Genomic DNA, 20,737 nt, shown 5'->3' on the forward strand with positions numbered 1-20,737 from the left:
CGGCCCGGTCACTCCGCTGGCATTGATGATGGTCGAGGAGTATAGTTTTGCGGTGGTTTAGACGGTAGCCAAAATGTTCGACCTCGGACGTACATGCGCTCTTGCAGCTCTCGCCTTGCTCTGCCTCGGCGGGAAGGCGGTTCATGCGCAAGTCGCGCCGCTGCGATATTTCATACCGGGCGGACCGTTTGGCTTTGGCGGCAGCGACGGCCAGAGCTCCGATCCTTACGGCAGTTTTTCGGGTTTCAATACCGACGAGGCCGGCGGGCGCACCAATTTTGCGAACGGCTTCTTCGTCGGCAGCCAGCGCGGCAATCTCAATTGGAGCGGCCTCAGTCAGGCCGGATTCAATCAGGCCGGACTTGCCAATAATTTCAGCGCGCTGTCCTTTGATAGTACGCAGTTCGGCTACACCACCAAAAGCCTGGGCGGCATGCCTGTCACCTTCTTTGCGGGTGTCGATACGCTGAAATTCGGCAACGGCATCGGCAGCTCGGTTGCGCCGCTGACATCAGGCACGGCGCCCGGCACCAGCGCATTTGCGGGCGTTGAGTTCAAGCCGACCTCCAATCTCAGCCTGTCGTTCGGGGCCGGGTTCACCCAGCTGGACTCCGGCCGCATGGACAGCGACATCCGATCGAACATGCTGCCCGGCGAGTCGCCGGCCCTGAGCGGCCTTCGGCGTTAGGGTCGCATCACCAGCTCCGGCGGACGCCGCGGCGATCTCGGCAGGTCCGGACCGGCTCCGAAGCGCATCACGATGTCGGGGCGGCGTTCGCCAAGATCGAGCGAGGCCGCAAATTGCCGCCTCAGCGCCGCCACCTCAATCGGCTGGTTGACGAAGGAATATTTGAGTCCCAGCGCGGTCGCCTGCAAGCCGAAGCGCTGGCAGGCGCGGCCGACCGCGATCCAGTGCGACTTGTCGCTGCGATCGGCGGCGAGCACGAGGATGCCCGCGGAGCTGGTGAGCTGTTCGCGATACTTCTTGTTTTCGCCGCTCTCGGTGAAGAAGAGGTTCAGCAGCGACCGCGCCAGCCATGAGGGCAAAGAGGGATTTCCCGAGGCGGGCGCGAACAACCCGTCCATGGTCGCAAGTGCCTCCGCCTCGTTGAAGCGAATCCAGCTCACGAGCTCGCGCATGAAGGCCTTGTCGCGCATTTGCGCCGAATTGCCTTCGAGCACATAGTCGGTAACTCCAGAGATCGCGGCGCGCTCGGTCAGCAGGAGAGCCGTGACATCAGGTTCGCGGCAGGCATCTTCGAGCCGGCGCAAGGTCTCGGGCGTGGCCGGCTTGCCGTCGAACGTCGCGCGCGTGCATTGCCTGACCGGAATCGCGGCTGCCAACGCCGATGCGGCCGGCGGCGCTTGCTCGAGCGTGACCACGATTCGGTCGCCGTCGATGACCGGGTTGGCGCGCCAGCCCAGCGCGGACGCGGCGAGGATGAGGTTTTCGGCGGCGCAGCCGAGACTGACGAACAGGTGATGGTCGTCCGGATCGACGGCCGGACAGCGGCGCGAATAATCCGGCGAGATCGCGATTTCGTTGCCGCGTGCCGAGAAGATCCACGGCTGGGTGTTGTGGCTGTTGGCGGCGAGGGTGGCAAAGCGCACGAGCTCGCGATCCCGCGGCGCCGACTGCAGTGGAGCGCGCGACGCCGCTACCGCTTCATCGTAGGTCATGGCCGCAGCTGCAGCGGTGTCGATCGCTACCCCGGAAAGGCCGAGCGCGGCTGCGATGAACTGTCGTCGGTCAACCACGGACGTCCGCTCCACGTTGAATTGCGCAGGACGCTTTTAACGTCAGCGAACCTGGCGCGATTGACTGGCATCAAGCTTGGAGGACGCTTGCTCGATTATGAGCTTGCGGACTACCGCGTGAACCGCGCCACCAGCTCGACATGCGGCGTGTGGCGGAATTGATCGACCGGCACGACGGCCTCAAGCCGATAGCCGCCGTCGATCAAGAGCCGTGCGTCGCGGGCAAAGGTGGCGACGTTGCAGGACACGGCGACCACCACGGGCACCTTGCTGGCGGCAAGCTTCAGCGCCTGTGCCTGCGCGCCCTGGCGCGGCGGATCGAACACGACGGCGTCGAAGTCGCGCAGCTCCGGCGGCACCAGGGGGCGGCGGAACAGGTCGCGCGGCTCGGCCTTGATCGGCTTCAGGCCTGGCGCGCGCGCGGCTTTCGCCAGCGCAGCAACGGCTCCGGCATCGCTGTCGTAGGCAGTGACGCGGGCCTTCTCGGCAAGCCGCAATGCGAACGGCCCGACGCCGCAGAAGAGGTCGAGAACTTCCTTGGCCTTGCCGATGCGCTCAGTGACGAGCGCGGCCAGCGTTTCCTCGCCCGCCACCGTCGCCTGCAGGAACGAGCCCGGCGGCAGCGTCACCTCGGCGCGGCCCATCTTCACCGTCGGCGGCAGGCGTTGCAGCACCAATTCGCCATGCCGCGTCAGCCGCGCCAGGCGGTGCTGCTCGGCGACGCGCGACAGCGCCGTGACCAGCGCGGTGGGCAGCGGACCGGAGCCGCGCACGTCGACGTCGAGGCCGTTGGCGGTCGCGGTGACCTGGATGTCGAGCGGCTTGGTCACCGGCATCTTCGACGTCAGCGGCTCGGCGATCGCCCAGGCGGCCTCGAGCGCGCCGTCGAGCGCGGGATCGAGGATGGGGCAGCGATCGATGGGAATGACGTCGTGCGAGCTCGTCGCGGAAAAACCGACCTTGAGGATGTCATGCGTGCCGAAGCGGCCGTGCAGGGTGATGCGCCGGCGTCCGGCGCCATGGGCATCGACCAGCGGCGCGACCTCGCAATCGATGCCGGCCTGCGCCAGCGTCTCCACCACGATGCCGCGCTTCCAGGCGTGATAGGGCTCGGCCGCCCAATGCTGGATGGCGCAGCCGCCGCAGACGCCGAAATGCGGACAGAACGGCGCGATGCGTTCCGGGCTTGCGACCTCCACGGCGAGCAGCTTGCGTCGATCAGGGTGATGTCCGATGACGTGATCGACCTCGACGGTCTCGCCGCCGAGCGTGTAGGGCACGTAGAGCGCATCGCCCGCGGTCACGCAGACGCCATCGCCGCGATGGCCGACGTGATCGATGGTCAGACGCTCAACCACGGCGCGCACCCAGGAAGAATTCGATGTTGCCGTCCCCGCCCGATATCGACGACGGGAACACCTTGATGTCGGTGCAGCCGAGCGAGGCGGCGAAGGCGGCGATGTCGTCGCAAATCTCCTGATGCACGGCGGCATCGCGGACGATGCCCTTCTTGTTGTGTTTCCGGTCGGCCTCGAATTGCGGCTTGATCAGCGCCAGCAGGCTCATCGGCGCCGCGGCGAGGGACAGTGCCACCGGCAGCACGGTCTTGAGCGAGATGAAGCTGACGTCGATGACGACCACATCGGGCCGCGCCGGCAGCCGCTTGCCTTCGTAGCTGCGGATGTCGGTCTCCTCCATCGACACGATCTTGGAATGACCGCGCAGCGAGGCATGCAGCTGGCTGGTGCCGACGTCGATCGCGAACACCAGGCTCGCGCCGTTCGCCAGCAGCACCTCGGTGAAGCCGCCGGTGGAGGCTCCGACGTCGAGGCAGACATGGTCCTCGATCTCGATGGGGTAGCGCTCCAGCGCGCCGGCGAGCTTGACGCCGCCGCGGGAGACATAGGGATGGGCGGGCTCGGCCTGGATCACCGCGTCCTCGGCGATCGTCTCCGAGGGCTTTGCCACGGGCTTGTCGTCGGCCGTGACCAACCCGGCCTCGATGGCCGCGCGCGCCCGCGCCCGGCTCTCGAACAGGCCGCGCTCGACCAGAAGAACATCCGCGCGCTTGCGGGCAGGGGACATCGGTTCTCTCAACAGGGACTGACGCTTATGGTGCGATCAATCGCCCGGCCGCCATCCGGACGCAAGTCTCGAACGCGGCCAGATCGTGCCAGACGTCGATCGGCATGGTGGCTGGCGTCACCAGCGGGCAGCCGTGCAGCTCCAGTGCATGGATCATCATGAGGTTGTCGACGAGGCCGAAATCCTCGACCGTCAGCCCCTGGGCATCGACCAGTCGTCCGTCTTCGGAGGTGACGTCCATGAAGCGCGAGACACGGTCGGCGTAGGTGGCGCCATCGTTGGAATAAGCGAGGCAGAATTTGCGGCGGCCGGCCATGTAGCCGAGCTCGTAGACGGTACCGGGATCGGCCCCGGCGCCGCGGAACGGGGTGAGGTTGGCAATGATGGCATCAGCCGCATCCATCATCGCCTCGTTGCCGCAAAAAATCTGGCGCGCAGCATCGGGCGCGACGAGATCGATGGCGTTGTCGAGGGGATAGAGGCCGGTGAGGCCGTAGCGGCCGCAGATATCGACCTTGCGCCGGCCGATCTCGATCGCATCCGGCAGGAACACGTCGGGGCCTGCCAGATAGATCTTCATGGAGCCAAAGCCGGAAAAATTTGGATCGAGGTGCGAGCCGCAGTGCGCAGTTTCTCCTCCCTCTCCCGCTTGCGGGGGGAGGGGTTGGGGTGGGATGTCTCCACAAGCGAGAACCCCAAGAGGACAGAGCTCTCACCCGCGCCTGCGGCGCGACCTCTCCCGCAAGCGGGAGAGGTGAAGAGAGCAGCCTTAGGCGAGCTTGACCGTCTCGGCCTTGACGTCCTTGCCGAGCGCCTCGAACACCTTGGCGACGATGCCCTTGGCGTCGAGACCGGCGCGGCCGTACATCGCGGCGGGAGTGTCGTGGTCCTGGAACACGTCGGGCAGCACCATCGAGCGGAACTTGACCATGCCGGTGTCGAGCACGCCCTGATCGGTCAGGAACTGCGCGACATGCGAGCCGAAGCCGCCGATCGAGCCTTCCTCGATGGTGATCAGCACGTCGTGGTCACGGGCAAGCTTGAGCACCAGCTCGGTGTCGAGCGGCTTCATGAAGCGCGCATCGGCAATCGAGGTCGAGAGGCCATGGGCGGCGAGCTCGTCGGCCGCCTTCTCGCATTCGGCGAGACGGGTGCCGAAGGAGAGCAGGGCGATCTTGCTGCCCTGGCGGATCATGCGGCCCTTGCCGATCTCGAGCGGAATACCGACCTCGGGCATCTCGACGCCGCGGCCTTCGCCGCGCGGATAGCGCAGCGAGCTCGGACGGTCGTTGATCGCGACCTGGGTCGCCACCATGTGCACCAGCTCGGCTTCGTCGCTAGCTGCCATGATCACCATGTTCGGCAGACAGCCGAGATAGGCGTTGTCGAACGAGCCGGCATGGGTCGCGCCGTCGGCGCCGACGAGGCCGGCGCGGTCGATCGCGAAGCGGACGGGCAGGTTCTGGATCGCGACGTCGTGCACGATCTGGTCGTAGCCGCGCTGCAGGAAGGTCGAGTAGATCGCGCAGAACGGCTTGTAGCCCTCGGTCGCAAGACCGGCGGCGAAGGTCACCGCGTGCTGCTCGGCGATGCCGACGTCGAAGGTGCGGTCGGGGAAGGCCTTGTTGAAGATGTCGACGCCGGTGCCCGACGGCATCGCCGCGGTGATGGCGACGATCTTGTCGTCCTTCTGGGCTTCCTTGACGAGGCTCTGGCCGAACACGTTCTGGTAGGCCGGCGCGTTCGGCTTGGCTTTGGCTTGCGTGCCGGTCGCGACGTCGAACTTGACGACGGCGTGGTACTTGTCGGCGGAGGCTTCCGCCGGACCGTAGCCCTTGCCCTTCTGCGTCACGACGTGGACCAGGATCGGGCCGGTCTCCATGTCGCGCACGTTCTTCAGAACGGGCAGCAGATGGTCGAGGTTATGGCCGTCGATCGGGCCGACGTAATAGAAACCGAGCTCCTCGAACAGCGTGCCGCCGTCCATCATGAAGCCGCGGGAGTATTCCTCGACGCGGTTGGCGCGGTTGGCAATGATCTTGGGCAGGCGCTTGTTGATCTGCTTGGCCGCCTCGCGCAGCGTGCGATAGGTCTTGCCGGAGTAGAGGCGCGACAGATAGGCGCTCATGGCGCCGACCGGCGGCGCGATCGACATGTCGTTGTCGTTGAGGATGACGATCAGGCGCGAGTTCATCGCGCCGGCATTGTTCATGGCCTCGTAAGCCATGCCCGCCGACATCGAGCCGTCACCGATCACGGCGATAACGTTGTTCTTGCCGCCCGAGAGGTCGCGCGCGACGGCCATGCCGAGGCCGGCCGAAATCGAGGTCGAGGAGTGCGCCGCGCCGAACGGATCGTAATCGCTCTCGCTGCGCTTGGTGAAGCCGGAGAGGCCGCCGCCGGTGCGCAAGGTGCGGATGCGGTCGCGGCGACCGGTGAGGATCTTGTGCGGATAGGCCTGATGGCCGACGTCCCAAATCAGCCGGTCGCGCGGCGTGTCGAAGACGTAATGGATCGCGGTGGTGAGCTCGACCACGCCGAGACCCGCGCCGAAGTGACCACCGGTCACCGAGACGGCATCGATGGTCTCCTGCCGCAGCTCGTCGGCAACCTGGCGAACCTGCTCGATCTTGAGCTTGCGCAGGTCTTCCGGCGTCCGAATGGTGTCGAGAAGCGGCGTCTTGCTATATGCGTTCACGGCGATTTCCAATTTGTCAGCGCCGGAAGGTCATTCCGGTGCGCGATGGGTTTGCACAATATCGGCGCAGCGCGAGTCCTCAAACCGTCGGAGCCACCTGCATGGGGCCAAGCTTCTTCTTCAAGCTGACAACCCCGTCTTCAAGCTTAGGTAAGCTTAAGTGCGCTCCGGTTCAGTCTCTGTGATCCCTGTCACTTAGATCGGCTTCGTCCGTCCCAGCCAATTTCATTAGCAGTTTGAAGCGCTTGTCGTCGGTAATCGGTGCCCACGCAAGGCTTGCAAAAAGCCACACTCCGCGCAGCTTTACACCAAAGCTTGGGCCAAAGCCAACCCGCCGGACCGATTAGGGGTATGCAGGTGCAACTGCCGGGCCAGAGTGGTTAACCGCGGGCGGGGACCGGGGGTTCCTGGCCTGCCCGGTTCTTTGGCGGCTTTTTGGACCGAATGAGCGCCTTTTTGGTCCGCGAAGAGGGCTGATCCGCAACTGGGGTCCAGGCCCGTCCGGATGGAACCACGGCCTGCCGGAAGGCAGGGCACCGTGCAATCACGAAAGCGAGACGGACGGCGGTGCCTCGCCGCGAAGAAATTTCACGGAAACGCGGTCGGCAACGGATTGGGAAGGGGCGGCCTACTGGACGTCGAGCGGAGCCGTGCCGGCGGCCTGACCGCTGGCATCGGTGGTGATCTTGTCGACGCGCGCCTCGGCCTGGCGCAGCAATTCCTCGCAGCGGCGCTTCAGCGCCTCGCCGCGCTCGTAGATCGTCACGGATTCCTCGAGCGGCACCTTGCCATCCTCGAGCCGCTTCACGATCGTTTCGAGTTCCTCGATCGCGCGCTCGAAGGTGAGCCTGGAGACGTCGACTTGGGTGTTTTCGGCCATATCCGTTTCCGATCGCCCGATTCGCTTGACCCGCAGTGAAGGCGGGTTTTGCGGGCTTAATGTGGCGGGTGCGTCAAGCGCCCATCAGGGCGCCGACATGCGCCGTAACAGATTCTTTCAGTCCTTGCAGGTCATAGCCGCCCTCGAGCACGGACACAACGCGTCCTCCCGCGGTCTTGTCGGCGAGATCCATTAGCTTGCGCGTCACCCAGGCATAGTCCTCCGCGCGCAGATTCAGCGAGGCCAGCGGATCGCGGTAATGCGCGTCGAAGCCGGCGGAGATGACCACGAGCTCGGGGCTGAATTTTTCGAGCTGCGGCAGGATCAAATTCTCGAACGCGGAGCGGAATTCCGGTCCGCCGTCCTCGGAGGCGAGCGGCGCGTTGACGATGGTGTCGTGATCGCCCCGCTCGCCCTTGGCGCCGGTGCCCGGAAACAGAGGCATCTGGTGCGTCGAGCAATACATCACGGTGGGATCGGACCAGAAGATGTCCTGCGTGCCATTGCCGTGATGCACGTCGAAATCGACGATGGCGGCGCGCTTGATGCCGAATTTGCGCTGCGCGTGGCGCGCGGCAATCGCGACATTGTCGAAGAAGCAGAAGCCCATCGGCTTGCCGATCTCGGCGTGATGTCCGGGCGGGCGCACCGCGACGAAGGCGTTGCGATGCTCGCCGTTCATCACCGCTTCGGTCGCTGCGACCGCGCCGCCGACGCCGCGCATCACCGCTTCCCACGTGCCGGGGGACATCGAGGTGTCGCCGTCGATATAGACCTGCCCGCTGCTGGGCGCGATGTGGCGCAGCTCGGTGACGTAATGCTCGTTGTGGCAGAGCGTGACGAGATCGAGGTCGCCCTCCGGCGCCAGATCGCGCGCCAGGAACTGGAAGCGCTCATGCGACAGCGCTTCTTCCACGGCACGCAGGCGATCGGGCCTTTCAGGGTGTCCCGGTGGGGTGACGTGGTCGAGGCAGGCCTTGTGGGAGAGAAGAAGCGTGCTCATCAGGTCGGCCTCACAGGAAACGGGCTCTTGTCGTCGCTTGACGCATCCGGCGCCAAAACGCAACGCCTGACACAATCTATGCGCTTGGATGGCAATGGCAAAGGGGCGAGCCGGCCCGATTGATCCGGATCAATTCACCCGCAGGATACGGGTGGGCGGTAGCGGACCGATCGGCCCGTGCGCCCGGAAGAACGCGAACAGCGCGTCCGCGTCGTAGCCGCCATATTGCGGCGAGGTGCCCTGTTTGGCGACGGTAAAACCGTCGCCGCCGACGGCGAGGTAATCGTTGAGGGTGATGCGGTAGCCGCTTCCAGGTTCGATCGGCCGGCCGCTCAGCATCATCCGCTCGGGTATCACGCGCTCACCGAATGGCTTGGACGCATCCCAGGCATAGCTGAATCCGTTCGAGACCTGGAGGATCCGCGGCCGCTTCGGGTCGAGCCATTGCTGCTCCAGCATGTCCTTGAGCTGGCTGCCGGTCAGCGTCATCGTGACGAGGCGGTTGCGGAACGGCTGGCTGGCGAAGACGTCTCCGAAGGATATCGCCCCGTTTTCTTTCGGCACGATATCGGTGCGTATGCCGCCGGGATTGGTGAGCGCGATGACGGCGCTGCCATCCTTGGCCGACCTGGTCGCGGCAAGCTGCGCGTCCGCGATGACGTCGCCGAGCGCGCTTTCGCCGGCTTCATTCGGCATGCGCGACAGCGTCTCAGTCACCGATCCCGCCGGCCGGTTGGCGATCGGCGCGGATACCCGGTCGTAGGCGTCGATCAGCGCGGTCTGCTCGGGATCCTTCGCGAGCGAAGCGTTGGCGACGAGCATATTGTCGGCCTTGGCGCTGACGATGTCGCGCGTGCCGGGATCGAGCTTGAGGTCGATCGCGGTGACCAGCGTACCGTATTTGTCGCCGCTGGTGACCAGCCGCCCGTCGATGTCGCAGACATAGGCGCGGTGGGTGTGGCCGCTGACGACCACGTCGACGGCGCGGTCGAACTTCTTGACGATATCGACGATGGGCCCCGTGATCCCTGGGCATTCGTTGTAGTCGCCGGCGGGCTCGCCGCCCTGGTGGATCAGCACCACGATCGCTTCGACGCCGCGCGCCTTCAACTGCGCGACCTGCGCGTTCACCGTCTCCGCTTCGTCGCGGAATTCGAGCCCGGCGATGCCCGCGGGCGAGACGATGCCCGCCGTCTCCTTCAAGGTCAGCCCGATGAAGGCGACGGGGATGCCGTCGAATTCCCTGATCTCGTAGGGCGGCAGCACGCTTTTACCGGTCGCTGTCTCCACGGTGGACGCCGCGAGATAGCGGAATTTGGCGCCGGTGAAGGGATGTGGTCCCTGGCAGCCGTCGACCGGATGGCACCCGCCGTTCTGCATCCTGAGCAGCTCGGCCTTGCCCTCGTCGAATTCGTGGTTGCCGACGGAGGTGATCGCAAGCCCCATCATCGAGAGCGCCTCGATCGAGGGCTCGTCGTGAAACATCGCCGACAGGAACGGGCTCGCGCCGATCAGATCGCCGGCGGCGACGAAGATCGTGTTCTTGTGTCCTTCGCGCAGCTGCTTGACCAGCGTCGCCATGTATTCGGCCCCGCCGGCCGCGACCATCACCTTCTTGCTTTTGTCCTCGGGATCGCTGATGCGGATGCCGCCCGGCGGCGGGCGCAGATTGCCGTGGAAGTCGTTGATCGCAAGGATCCGCAACTCGACGGCGGCGGCGGTCTGGGCCGCAGCGGGGAGGGCAAAGGTGAGCGTCAGCGCGAGAGCGGCAAGGATGGATCGGTATCGCATGGAACCAGATTAGTCGGTCCGCGCGAAGATTTCACGAAGCATTGTCGTGAACGTGCGGGATGAGAGATCTGTCCTCAACCACGGTCTCGTAGGGTGGGCAAAGCGGAGCGTGCCCACGTCTTAAGGCGTGGGCACGGCGCAAGTGCGCCTTTGCCCACCCTGCGATTCTGTTGGCTTGGCGCGGGTTCGCCCTACCGCTTCTTCCGGTTCGCGAACGCGTTGAACGCAGCCACCGCTTCGTCCGACTTCAGCCGCTCGCCGAACAGATGGCCTTCCTGGTCGATGCGGCGGGTGAGCTCTTCGGCCGGCGCGCGCAGCAGCTTGCGCGAGGTTGCGACCGCCTCGGCCGGCAGGCGGCAGATATCGCGCGCCACCTTGCGCGCCTCGACCTCCGTATGTCCCGGCGACACCACGGAGTTGACGAAGCCGGCGGCATGGGCCTCCGCGGCGGAGAAGGTCCGCCCCATCACCAGCATGGCGAAGGCGCGCTGATAGCCCATCGTGTTCGGCATCAAGAGGCTGGCTGCGCCGACCGGCACCAGGCCGAGATGGATGTAGGGTGCGGAAAAGGTCGCAGCGTTCGAGGCGAGCACGTAGTCGCAATGAAACAGCATCACCGTGCCCATGCCGATCGAGGCGCCGTCGACGGCCGCGATGATCGGCTTGACGTTGAGGGCGAGCGAATAGAGAAACTTGGCGCCTTCCGACAGCGTCTCCGGGCGCGATGTGTCGGCGTGCATGAAATCGTCGATGTCGTCGCCGGCGGTGAACACGCCGGAGCCGCCGGTGATGATCATGCAGCGGATATCGGGGTTGTTCTGCGCGGTGTCGATCGCGCGACCCATTTCCCGGTACATGTCCTGGGTGATCGCGTTCTTCTTGCCCGGGCGTCGCAGGGTGATCACACGCGTTCCGCGCTCTTCGGTGACGACGATGTTGCCGTTCGGCATGAGAACTCCCTGCGAGTCGCCGCGACGCTTGCCGCTTTGCGAGCCTCGCCGAGCATCAGCCTACATCATCCCGCAGGCGTGCCAATGCGCTGGGTCAAAGTTTTCGCCGCCGGATTTGGCGAGGCCGCGCATGGCAGCCGTCGCCGTCACGCATCGCAACAATCGGCTCCAATGTTTCGTTTGAAAAACCGCTGGTTGTGGTGCACGATCCCGTGGTTCCATTTGACCGATTGCCCGATCGATGATTGTCGCGGCCTGTTCGTGGACCGGCTCGATCCGCGCCTTGGCTGCGCGGCGTCGATGACGAGCCAGGCGGCGGCGCTGCTCGTTCTCCTGCAGAGCGCGAGCCCGACCATGCTGCTGCTGTGCTGCGCCGTTTATGGCTTCTCGATCGGCAACATGATCACGTTCCCGCCCCTGATCATCCAGCGCGAGATCGGCGCAGGCGCCTTCGCAGCTGCTATGGGATTGGGCACCTCGATCAGCGGCGTCGTCAGCGCCTTCGGTCCAGGGCTCGTCGGCGTGGTGCGCAGCCTCACCGGCAACTGCACGACGGCTTTTGCGCTGTGTGTCGCGCTCGATCTGGTGGCCGCCGGCCTCGTGCTGTGGCGGCCGGGGAGGAGGCTGGAAGATTCTCACACTCTATCACCGTCACCCTGAGGTGGCCGCTTCTTCAGCGGCCCTCGAAGGGCGACGGCCCGGCTGCGATATCTCGGCCGCTCATCCTTCGAGGCTCTCCATGCGACGCTTTGCGTCGCATGGCTCGCACCTCAGGATGACGGACTTACCCCAGCAGCACCGCATCCGCCGCCGCGACCGACTCCGCGCTCTCCGTCACCGTGCGCTCGAGCGCGCCGGCCTGCACGGTGATGTTCTCGGCGAAGAAGCGGGCGAGCGAGACATAGCGCGCGGCGTCCGTGTTGCCGTCGGCTTTCGCGGCCAGTGCCTCGGAGGCGAGCAGGCAGCCGCCGAGCGTCGCGCCGAATTGCTGCAGATAGGGCGTTGCGCCGGCCAGCGCCTCGTTCGGCGCAGACGTCACGCGCTCCAGCAGCCATTTGCTGCTGCGCGTCAATGCGTCGAGCGCTTCACGCAGTTTTGCCCCGGTGGTGCCGAAGGCGGGATCGTTGGAGGCTTCAACCTGTTTGACGGTGGCCGCGAGCTCGTCGAGCAGCGCCCACACCGAGGCGCCGCCGTTGGCCGCCAGCTTGCGCGTGACGAGATCAATCGCCTGGATGCCGTTGGTGCCCTCGTAGATCGCGGTGATGCGCGCATCGCGATAATGCTGCGCGGCACCGGTCTCCTCGATGAAGCCCATGCCGCCATGGATCTGCACGCCGAGATAGGCGACCTCGTTGCCGATGTCGGTGGAATAGCCTTTTGCCATCGGCGTCAGCAGCGCCGCGCGCGCGGCGGAATCGGCGCGCACCTTGGGGTCCTTGGCGCGGGTCGAGACGTCGATCGCGACCGCAGTGGCATAGCAGATGGTGCGCGCGGCGGCGGTCTGCGCCCGCATCCGCATCAGCATGCGCTTGACGTCCGGATGCACGAAGATCGCGTCCGAGCCGTCGCCCTTCTTGCCGACCGCGCGGCCCTGCTTGCGCTCCTGCGCGTAAGACAGCGCCTGCTGATAAGCGCGATCGGCAACGCCGACGCCTTCCAGGCCGACGCCGAGGCGGGCCTGGTTCATCATCGTGAACATGCAGCGCATGCCCTGGTTCTCTTCGCCGATCAAAAAGCCGATCGCGCCGCCATGGTCGCCCATGGTCATGGTGCAGGTCGGCGAGGCATGCATGCCGAGCTTGTGCTCGACGCCGGAGGCGAAGATGTCGTTGCGGGCGCCGAGCGAGCCGTCGGCATTGACCATGAACTTCGGCACGAGGAACAGCGAGATGCCCTTGGTCCCAGCGGGCGCGTCCGGCAGGCGCGCCAGCACGAAATGCACGATGTTGTCGGTCATGTCGTGCTCGCCATAGGTGATGAAGATCTTCGTCCCCTTGATGCGATAGGTGCCGTCGGCCTGCTTCTCGGCGCGGGTGCGCAGCGCGCCGACGTCGGAGCCGGCCTGCGGCTCGGTCAGCTGCATGGTGCCGGTCCATTCGCCGGAGACGAGCTTTTCCAGATAGATCGTCTTCAGCTCGTCACTGCCATGCGCATCCAGCGCCTCGATCGCCGAGGCCGTCAGCAGCGGGCAGAGGCCGAAGGCGACGTTGGCGGCGCTCCAGATCTCGGTGCAGGCGGCATTGATCGCGATCGGCAGGCCCTGGCCGCCGAAATCTTCCGGGCCGGACACCGCGTTCCAGCCGCCCTCGGTCCAGCGCTTGTAGGCGTCCGGCCAGCCCGGCGCGGTCGTGACCTTGCCGGCATCGAGCTTGATGCCGTGCTCGTCGCCGACTTTGTTCAGCGGGGCGAGCACGTCGGTTGCGAACTTTCCGGCTTCCTCCAGCACGGCCGCGGCGATATCCGTGTCGAAATCACCGTAATGACCGGCCTCCACGGCGGCCTTGAGGCCGGCGCCATGGTTGAGCGACAGCAGCATGTCATTGATCGGCGCGCGGTAGGTCATGGTTCACTCCCGTGGACAGATATTGCCGCCGTATTCCCATGAAACGGGAGAGGTCTCAATGGGTGCGATACGGCACCGCATCGGAATTCTACCCGCCCCTATAATCCCCATAATAAGGTGTGGCGCGGCTCCCGGCCGGCACCTGTGGTATTTTGCCCCTTCAGGCGGTTGAAATGCCGCTTCTCTCCCTATAGACCGGCAACACTCGAGGGAATCTGCGGTAGCCCGGTCTTCCGCCGTTCCCCGCTGATGGGGCGTAGCCAAGCGGTAAGGCAGCGGATTTTGATTCCGCCATTCGGAGGTTCGATCCCTCCCGCCCCAGCCAGCAGCTCCGCGGGTCCTGAAATTGCTGGCGCAACGCCTTGCTGGGGATCTGCTGCACCGATCTGCAACACGTTGCCGCTGGCACCGGGGCGCTCTGTCGGCTTTTGCCATGCTCGCAGCTGGAGGCTTGCCGCTGGCTCGAGAACCCTGTTGCAACTCTGCATGAGGCACGAGGCGCTGCGAAGGGGCGAAGATTGATCAATCGCAAATCGAGTTGGCGGTCCGGCGCATAAGCTTTCGCGACGACCGGTGGGGCGGCAATCGCCGGGGGCCGAAGCGCTCTCCGGAAGGTGGTCGCGCTTACGAGGGGATCGCCCCCGCTGCCGGACGATCGGGGAAAGGCCTGGCCGCATGAGCTTCAATTTCGTCTCCGAGCAAGTGCCGGGCGCGCGCTCATCGGCCGCAAAATGGATTGGATGGACAGCCGCCGCATTGCTTGCCTGGGGCACGCTCTACAGCCAGCTCATTCCATTCTCGCGGTGGGTCGTCGCATCGACGGGCGTCGATCCGAACAGTCAACTCGGCCAAGCCATCAGCTTCTTCGCCTATGACACGCCGAAGGTGCTCATGCTGCTCACGCTCGTCGTGTTCGGCATGGGCGTGGTGCGCAGTTTCTTTTCGCCGGACAAGACGAAGGCGCTGCTTGCCGGCAAGCGCGAGGGGGTCGGCAACGTGCTGGCGGCGTCGCTTGGCATCGTCACCCCCTTCTGCTCTTGCTCCGCCGTTCCGCTGTTCATTGGCTTTGTCAGCGCCGGCGTGCCGCTCGGTGTCACCTTTTCGTTCTTGATCTCGGCGCCGATGGTGAATGAGGTGGCGCTCGGCCTCTTGTTCGGGCTCGTCGGATGGAAAGTGGCGCTCACTTATCTTGGCTTCGGGCTCGCGGTTGCCATCGTCTCCGGCTGGGTCATCGGTCGGTTCAAGCTCGAGCATTGGCTGGAGGAGTGGGTCCGCAACGTCCGTGCCGGCGCGGCCGATCTTCCGGCGGAAGAACTCTCGGTCGTCGATCGTATCAAGGCGGGCGTTGATGCCGTCCATGAGATCGTCGGCAAGGTCTGGCCGTGGATCATCGCGGGTATCGCCGTCGGTGCCTTCATCCACGGCTATGTGCCCGAGGATCTGCTGGCGACCATCATGGGACGAGGGGCGTGGTGGTCGGTGCCCGCCGCGGTCGCGATCGGCATCCCCATGTACTCCAATGCTGCCGGCATCATCCCGATCGTCGAGGCCCTGCTCGCGAAGGGAGCAGCGCTTGGAACCGTTCTGGCGTTCATGATGTCGGTGATCGCGCTGTCGCTGCCCGAGCTGATTATCCTGCGTAAGGTCCTGACGATCCGGCTGATCGCCGTCTTCGTCGGGGTCGTCGGCACCGGCATTCTCGGTGTCGGCTTTCTGTTCAATCTCCTCTTCTAGCCATTACGGAGAAGGATCATGAGGGAAGTGAAGGTTCTCGGCCCCGGCTGCAAGCGCTGCGTCGCGACGGCCGAGATGGTTCAGAAGGAGGCGGACAAGCTCGGTGTTCCCGTCGAGATCGAGAAGGTGACCGACTATGCGGCCATCGCCGGCTACGGCATCGCCGCGACACCGGGCGTCGTCATCGACGGCAAGGTGATGCATGCAGGCGGCCTGCCGAAGCCCGAAGATCTGGCGCGCTGGCTGACATCCTAGCTCCAGCGCATCGCGCCTAGAACCGAGGATCATTTGATGGACGACATTCTACGCGCCTCGGCAATTTCCGATCTTCTCAATCGCGAATGCTTCTGCATTACGCTCGACCACGACGCCCTGTGCCGGGAGGTGGAAAGGGAAGCAGGCGATCGCGAGATCTGCGTGAGCCTTGCCAAAGAGCGCCCAAACCTCTTCTCGAATGCGCCCGTATTTCTGTCGGAGGCGGTCACACGAGAGATGGCTCGGGTCGTTCGCGCGATCGAGACCGTGGCGGAAGTGCCGGCCTATCGGGATGCGTCGTTGTCCTGGGCTCCTCCGATTGCTGCAAGGAATTTTGGCCCGCGAGGATCCTTCATGGGTTACGACTTCCATGTCGGTTCTAGCGGCCCCAAGTTGATCGAGGTGAACACGAATGCGGGCGGCGCCTTTCTCAATGCCCTGCTCGCCAAGGCGCAGCGCGCCTGCTGCCGTGAGGTCGAGACCGGACTGATGAGGTCTCACCTCGATGAATTCGAACCCGCCGTCTTGCGCATGTTCATCGATGAGTGGATCAGCCAGCGAGGGAAGGGCAGGCCTGGACGGATTGCCATCGTCGACGACGATCCGGAGGGGCAATATCTGTATCCGGAATTCCTGCTGGCAAGACAGTTCTTCCTGAGGCACGGCATCGATGCAGTCATCGCGGATTCGCGTGCTCTGGCTTACGCCGACGGTGAGTTGAGGTTGGGCGACCGGACCATTGATCTCGTCTACAATCGCGTGGTCGATTTCGCCCTTGAGAAGCCTGAGCATGCGAATCTGCGGGCGGCCTACCTTGATGGGGTTGTCGTTGTGACGCCCAATCCGCACGTGCATGCCCTGTTCGCTGACAAGCGCAATCTGGCGCTGCTCTCCGATCGGGCGCTGTTGAAGTCGTGGGGAGTTCCGGCGGATGCGCTTCAGGCTCTCGCCGGGGTCCCGCGCACCGTTCTCGTCACATCGGAGAACGCAGAACACCTCTGGACGACACGCAAGAACTGGTTCTTCAAGCCGGCGACGGGCTATGGCAGCAAGGCGGTGTATCGAGGCGCCAAAGTCACCAAGGGTGCATGGGCCGAAATTATCCAAGGCGGATATGTCGCCCAGGAGTTTGCAGTACCGAGCGAACGTATTGTCCGGCTGGACGGAATGGCTCAACCTCGCAAAATGGATGTTCGGCTCTACTTCTACCATGGCCAGGTATTGCTGACGGCAGCTCGTCTCTATCAGGGGCAGGCGACGAATTTCCGGACACCCGGCGGTGGGTTCGCGCCGGTCTTCGTGGTTTGAATGCGATCCGGAAGGTCGCCGAGGGCGAGATGACGTTGGGTTGAGCCGCACCAGCTAGCCCAACGCGGCCGACAGCTTGTGCATCACACGGTCGAGCACCTTCACCTCCGCGGCGGTCAGCGCGCCGAGCAGCTCGGTCTCGCGCGCCAGCGCGAAAGGCACGATCTTGCGATAGAGCGCGCGGCCGGCCGGCGTCAGCGAGACGATCAGCTCGCGCCGGTCGTCGGGATGGTGCTTGCGGCTCGCGATGCCGCGCGCTTCCAGTCCCTGGACGGCGCGGCTGACCTGCATCTTGTCGAGCGTCGTCAGCGGACCGATCTCCTTGGTCGCAATCTCCGGGCGTGCGCCGAGAATGGCGAGCACACGCCATTCCTGCCGCGTCAGCGCAAAGCGCTCGGAATAGACCTCGGCAACGGCCAGCGACACCTGCTCGGCGAGACGCGCCAGCCGGTAAGGAAAATAACGCTGCAGGTCGAGCTCGCCATTATCCTGCGCCGCACCGCGCTCGGTCGCTTCCTGCCCTCGCGACTCGCCCGAACGTCCCATCACGCCGCTTCCGCCTCGCCGGTCCATGGCAGATTCTTCCGAGCCGGTTGATCCAGATCAAATCCAGAAAATAGTAACATCTGATACGAATTTCGCAACGGCAAAACCAGGGAGCGAAAATCATGAAGATCGAGAAGATCCATCACGTCGCCTATCGCTGCGTCGACGCCAAGGCCACGGTCGAGTTCTACAAGAAGGTCATGAACATGGATCTGCTCGGCGCCATCGCCGAGGATCGCGTGCCTTCGACCAAGGCGCCGGATCCCTACATGCACATCTTCCTCGATGCCGGGAACGGCAACATCCTCGCCTTCTTCGAGCTGCCGAACTCGCCGCCGATGGGCCGCGATCCCAACACGCCGGACTGGACCCAGCACATCGCCTTCCAGGTCAAGGACCTTGCCGAGCTCGATGAGGCCAAGGCGCGCGCGGAAGCCGCCGGCCTCGATGTCGTCGGCGTCACCGACCACGCCATCTTCAAATCGATCTATTTCCGCGATCCCAGCGGCCACCGCCTGGAGATCGCGGCCTGGACGGCCACGCCGGAACAGATCGAGCGCATGAAGTCGGTCGCGCACGAGATGGTCGAGGAATGGTCGCGCACCAAGCGTCCGCCGCGCCACACCGCCTGGATGCACGAAAAGGAATTCGCGGACGCGCATTGATCCCCGGCACGTGCATCAGGAAGCGAACATGACGAGCTACATCTATCCGAAGTTCGGCTATCGGCGTTCCCGGGAGCAGGCCGAGGGGATCGTGAAGCGGCATCCGATCGTGGTGGTCGGCGCGGGTCCCATCGGCCTCACCGCGGCGCTCGACTGCGCGGCGCGCGGCCAGCCGGTCGTGGTGCTCGACGACAACGACACCGTCTCGATCGGCTCGCGCGCGGTCTGCTATGCCAAGCGTCCGCTCGAAATATGGGACCGCCTCGGCTGCGCGGCGCCCATGGTCGAGCGCGGCGTGAGCTGGAATGTCGGGAAGGTGTTCTTCCAGGACGAGCTGTCCTACCAGTTCGATCTGTTGCCCGAGGCCGACCACCAATGGCCGGCCATGATCAATCTGCAGCAATATCACCTGGAAGAGATGCTGGTGGCCAAATGCCGGGCCAATCCGCTGATCGAGCTGCGCTGGAAGCACCGTCTCCTCAGTCTCAAGCAGGCCGCCGACCATGCGACGCTGGCGGTGGAAACGCCCGACGGCATCTTCACCATGGAGGCGCAATGGGTGATTGCCTGTGACGGTGCCAACTCCGACGTGCGGAAGATGGTGGGTGCCGAGTTCACCGGGCAGTTCTTCCAGGATCGCTTCCTGATCGCCGACGTCGCCATGAAGGCGGACTTCCCGACCGAGCGCTGGTTCTGGTTCGATCCGCCGTTCCATCCCGGCCAGTCGGTGCTGCTGCATCGGCAGGCGGGCAACATCTGGCGCATCGACTTCCAGCTCGGCTGGGACGCCAATCCCGAGGAGGAGAAGCGGCCCGAGCGGGTAATCCCGCGCATCCGCGCCATGCTCGGCGAGGACACCGAGTTCGCGCTCGAATGGGTCTCGATCTATCAGTTCGCCTGCCGGCGCATCGACAATTTCCGGCAAGGCCGGGTGCTGTTCGCGGGCGACGCTGCACATCAGGTCTCGCCGTTCGGTGCCCGCGGTGCCAATACCGGCGTCCAGGACATCGACAATCTCGCCTGGAAGCTCGCGATGGTGCTGCGCGGCGAAGCCTCGGAAGCGCTGCTCGACAGCTATCACGAGGAGCGTGCCTATGCCGCTGACGACAACATCCTGAACTCGACGCGGGCCACCGACTTCATCACGCCGAAGACGAAGCCGAGCCGCTACTTCCGCGACGCGGTGCTGGAGCTCGCCCGACATCACGGCTTTGCGCGGCCGCTGGTCAACAGCGGCCGGCTCTCGACGCCGACCCCTTACGTGACGTCGGCGCTCAACACGCCCGACCACGGCGCCGTGCCGGGCGGCTTGCGGCCCGGCACGAATGCGGCCGATGCGCCGATCACGATGGATGGCAAGCCGGGCTGGTTCCTGCATTGTCTCGGCGACGGCTTCACGGTCGTGGCCTTCGGCAAGGTGAGCGACAAGACGGAGATCGCCGTGGGGCCGTTCACGGCGAAGCTCATTCTCGTCGGCCGCGACATCGAGGATCCCACCGGTGTCCTTGCGCAGCGCTATGGCGCCTCGCCCGGGACCACCTACCTGTTCCGCCCGGACCAATATGTCGCCGCACGCTGGAGCGGATTCGACGAAGCGAAGATCACGGATGCGGCGCTGCGCGCCTCCGGGCACGACACCGCCGACCGGACGGAGCTTGCGGCATGATGCTCAACCTCTCACCGAACATCGCCGATCCCGACGACTTCTACGCCGAGCTGATCAACAACCAGCGCGATCTCGACGAGGAGCAGGCGCTGCGCATGAACGCCCGGCTGATCCTGCTGCTCGCCAATCACATCGGCGACCGCGAGGTGCTGAAAGAGGCGATCGGCTGCGCCCGCACCGCCGGCGGTTAGGTCAGCCTCATCGGCAGAAGAGGTCGCGTGGGGGCCGCCGGCAGTGCCGGCGGAGGTTCCGTTGCGCGATCTCGCCGCTTTCTTGACTTGGCTCAAGGTACATTCGGCAAAGTTCGACAACCTCTTGGAGCCCACACAGGGCCGGAGGACGTGCCATGCTAGGTCGAACCGTTGCTGCAGCGTTGCTGTTCGCCATCCTGGGCCATCCGGCTTTGGCTCAATCGTCGGCGGACCATCAGGGCCATCATCCCGGACAGGAGCAGGCGCCGGCGTCGCCGCAGGCGAGTCCTCCTGCCAACCCACCCGTCGAACGGCAGAGCCCGACGCGCGGTGGAGACATGATGGGAATGATGGGGCGCGGAATGATGGGCATGAAGGGACAAGGCGCGATGGGCGCTGACGCCATGGCGCCGCCGGTTGCCTTCCGCATCATCTTCGCCCTGATGGATGCCGATGGCGACGGGACCGTCTCGCTGCCCGAGTTTCAAGCCGCGCACGAACGAATTTTCAAGGCCATGGATCGCGACAAGGACGGCAAGCTCACGCCGGACGAGATGATGACGTTCATGCACCGGAACAAGAGCGCCGCCCCGCAGCAATAGCGCGTGGAAAGCGAAGGGCGGGCGCGCCAAGCCATGTTGTTT

At 65.0% G+C, this 20,737-nt stretch carries 19 protein-coding genes, 1 tRNA gene and 1 pseudogene; 10 read left to right on the forward strand and 11 right to left on the reverse strand.

The genetic code is table 11. The annotated features are described in order from the left end of the window. Positions 1-73 precede the first annotated feature (73 nt). Positions 74-688, forward strand: coding sequence for a hypothetical protein (locus tag Q0743_RS06155; protein ID WP_298240685.1), 615 nt, complete (start codon positions 74-76; stop codon positions 686-688). On the opposite strand, the gene Q0743_RS06160 is transcribed toward Q0743_RS06155, so the two are convergent. The 9 genes from Q0743_RS06160 to Q0743_RS06200 all read right to left on the reverse strand — a co-directional run bounded on the left by Q0743_RS06160 (position 685) and on the right by Q0743_RS06200 (position 11,165). Next, complete coding sequence (locus Q0743_RS06160; protein ID WP_298240686.1) at positions 685-1,758, reverse strand: Tat pathway signal protein; 1,074 nt, start codon at positions 1,756-1,758, stop codon at positions 685-687. The two genes, Q0743_RS06155 and Q0743_RS06160, sit on opposite strands and share 4 nt — an antisense overlap. A gap of 110 nt (positions 1,759-1,868) precedes the next feature. Further along, complete coding sequence (locus tag Q0743_RS06165) at positions 1,869-3,116, reverse strand: methyltransferase (protein WP_298240687.1); 1,248 nt, start codon at positions 3,114-3,116, stop codon at positions 1,869-1,871. Then, entirely contained in the window at positions 3,109-3,843 is a 735-nt protein-coding gene (locus Q0743_RS06170; RefSeq protein WP_298240688.1) for a TlyA family RNA methyltransferase, read from the reverse strand. Before Q0743_RS06170 ends, Q0743_RS06165 begins: the two co-directional genes overlap by 8 nt. Positions 3,844-3,868: 25 nt before the next feature. Continuing rightward, the gene (locus Q0743_RS06175; RefSeq protein ID WP_298240689.1) at positions 3,869-4,423 is read right to left on the reverse strand and encodes a nucleoside 2-deoxyribosyltransferase; all 555 of its coding nucleotides are present in this window, start codon (positions 4,421-4,423) and stop codon (positions 3,869-3,871) included. Positions 4,424-4,612: 189 nt separating this feature from the next. Beyond that, a complete protein-coding gene (gene dxs / locus Q0743_RS06180; protein WP_298240690.1) occupies positions 4,613-6,541 on the reverse strand; it encodes a 1-deoxy-D-xylulose-5-phosphate synthase in 1,929 nt (642 codons plus the stop codon). A gap of 628 nt (positions 6,542-7,169) precedes the next feature. Next, a complete protein-coding gene (locus tag Q0743_RS06185) occupies positions 7,170-7,421 on the reverse strand; it encodes an exodeoxyribonuclease VII small subunit (protein ID WP_014497196.1) in 252 nt (83 codons plus the stop codon). Between the two features lie 73 nt (positions 7,422-7,494). Further along, positions 7,495-8,424, reverse strand: a complete 930-nt coding sequence (locus tag Q0743_RS06190) for a histone deacetylase family protein (protein WP_298240691.1) — start codon at positions 8,422-8,424, stop codon at positions 7,495-7,497. A gap of 129 nt (positions 8,425-8,553) precedes the next feature. Next, positions 8,554-10,215 (reverse strand): bifunctional UDP-sugar hydrolase/5'-nucleotidase, encoded by a 1,662-nt coding sequence (locus Q0743_RS06195; RefSeq protein ID WP_298240692.1) that lies wholly within the window; start codon positions 10,213-10,215, stop codon positions 8,554-8,556. A 191-nt stretch (positions 10,216-10,406) separates the two neighbouring features. Continuing rightward, entirely contained in the window at positions 10,407-11,165 is a 759-nt protein-coding gene (locus Q0743_RS06200) for an enoyl-CoA hydratase-related protein (RefSeq protein WP_298240693.1), read from the reverse strand. A gap of 252 nt (positions 11,166-11,417) precedes the next feature. Here Q0743_RS06200 and Q0743_RS06205 point away from each other — a divergent pair. After that, a pseudogene (locus Q0743_RS06205) lies at positions 11,418-11,825 on the forward strand (MFS transporter); the annotation flags it as partial. A gap of 124 nt (positions 11,826-11,949) precedes the next feature. On the opposite strand, the gene Q0743_RS06210 reads toward Q0743_RS06205, so the two are convergent. Continuing rightward, a complete protein-coding gene (locus tag Q0743_RS06210; RefSeq protein WP_298240694.1) occupies positions 11,950-13,728 on the reverse strand; it encodes an acyl-CoA dehydrogenase in 1,779 nt (592 codons plus the stop codon). A 250-nt stretch (positions 13,729-13,978) separates the two neighbouring features. On the opposite strand from Q0743_RS06210, the gene Q0743_RS06215 reads away from it, so the two are divergent. From Q0743_RS06215 to Q0743_RS06230, 4 genes are all read left to right on the forward strand, one after another. Continuing rightward, positions 13,979-14,053: transfer RNA gene (locus Q0743_RS06215), tRNA-Gln, on the forward strand. A 350-nt stretch (positions 14,054-14,403) separates the two neighbouring features. Beyond that, positions 14,404-15,462 (forward strand): permease, encoded by a 1,059-nt coding sequence (locus Q0743_RS06220; RefSeq protein WP_298240695.1) that lies wholly within the window; start codon positions 14,404-14,406, stop codon positions 15,460-15,462. An 18-nt stretch (positions 15,463-15,480) separates the two neighbouring features. Continuing rightward, positions 15,481-15,717, forward strand: a complete 237-nt coding sequence (locus Q0743_RS06225; protein ID WP_298240696.1) for a thioredoxin family protein — start codon at positions 15,481-15,483, stop codon at positions 15,715-15,717. A 36-nt stretch (positions 15,718-15,753) separates the two neighbouring features. Further along, the gene (locus Q0743_RS06230; protein WP_298240697.1) at positions 15,754-17,025 is read left to right on the forward strand and encodes a hypothetical protein; all 1,272 of its coding nucleotides are present in this window, start codon (positions 15,754-15,756) and stop codon (positions 17,023-17,025) included. Between the two features lie 54 nt (positions 17,026-17,079). Here the strand turns inward: Q0743_RS06230 and Q0743_RS06235 are convergent, their stop codons facing one another. Next, positions 17,080-17,598, reverse strand: coding sequence for a MarR family winged helix-turn-helix transcriptional regulator (locus Q0743_RS06235; protein WP_298240698.1), 519 nt, complete (start codon positions 17,596-17,598; stop codon positions 17,080-17,082). A gap of 95 nt (positions 17,599-17,693) precedes the next feature. Here Q0743_RS06235 and Q0743_RS06240 point away from each other — a divergent pair, with 95 nt between their 5' ends. The 4 genes from Q0743_RS06240 (at position 17,694) to Q0743_RS06255 (ending at position 20,695) form a co-directional block, all read left to right on the forward strand. Further along, positions 17,694-18,236 (forward strand): VOC family protein, encoded by a 543-nt coding sequence (locus Q0743_RS06240; RefSeq protein ID WP_298240699.1) that lies wholly within the window; start codon positions 17,694-17,696, stop codon positions 18,234-18,236. 28 nt (positions 18,237-18,264) lie between these two features. Continuing rightward, positions 18,265-19,902 (forward strand): FAD-dependent oxidoreductase, encoded by a 1,638-nt coding sequence (locus Q0743_RS06245; protein ID WP_298240700.1) that lies wholly within the window; start codon positions 18,265-18,267, stop codon positions 19,900-19,902. Continuing rightward, positions 19,899-20,093, forward strand: a complete 195-nt coding sequence (locus Q0743_RS06250) for a DUF2783 domain-containing protein (protein WP_298240701.1) — start codon at positions 19,899-19,901, stop codon at positions 20,091-20,093. Before Q0743_RS06245 ends, Q0743_RS06250 begins: the two co-directional genes overlap by 4 nt. A gap of 155 nt (positions 20,094-20,248) precedes the next feature. Further along, positions 20,249-20,695 (forward strand): EF-hand domain-containing protein, encoded by a 447-nt coding sequence (locus Q0743_RS06255; protein ID WP_298240702.1) that lies wholly within the window; start codon positions 20,249-20,251, stop codon positions 20,693-20,695. Positions 20,696-20,737 lie beyond the last annotated feature (42 nt).

Origin of the sequence: uncultured Bradyrhizobium sp. (genome assembly GCF_936943645.1) — a bacterium.
Classification (GTDB): Bacteria; Pseudomonadota; Alphaproteobacteria; order Rhizobiales; family Xanthobacteraceae; genus Bradyrhizobium.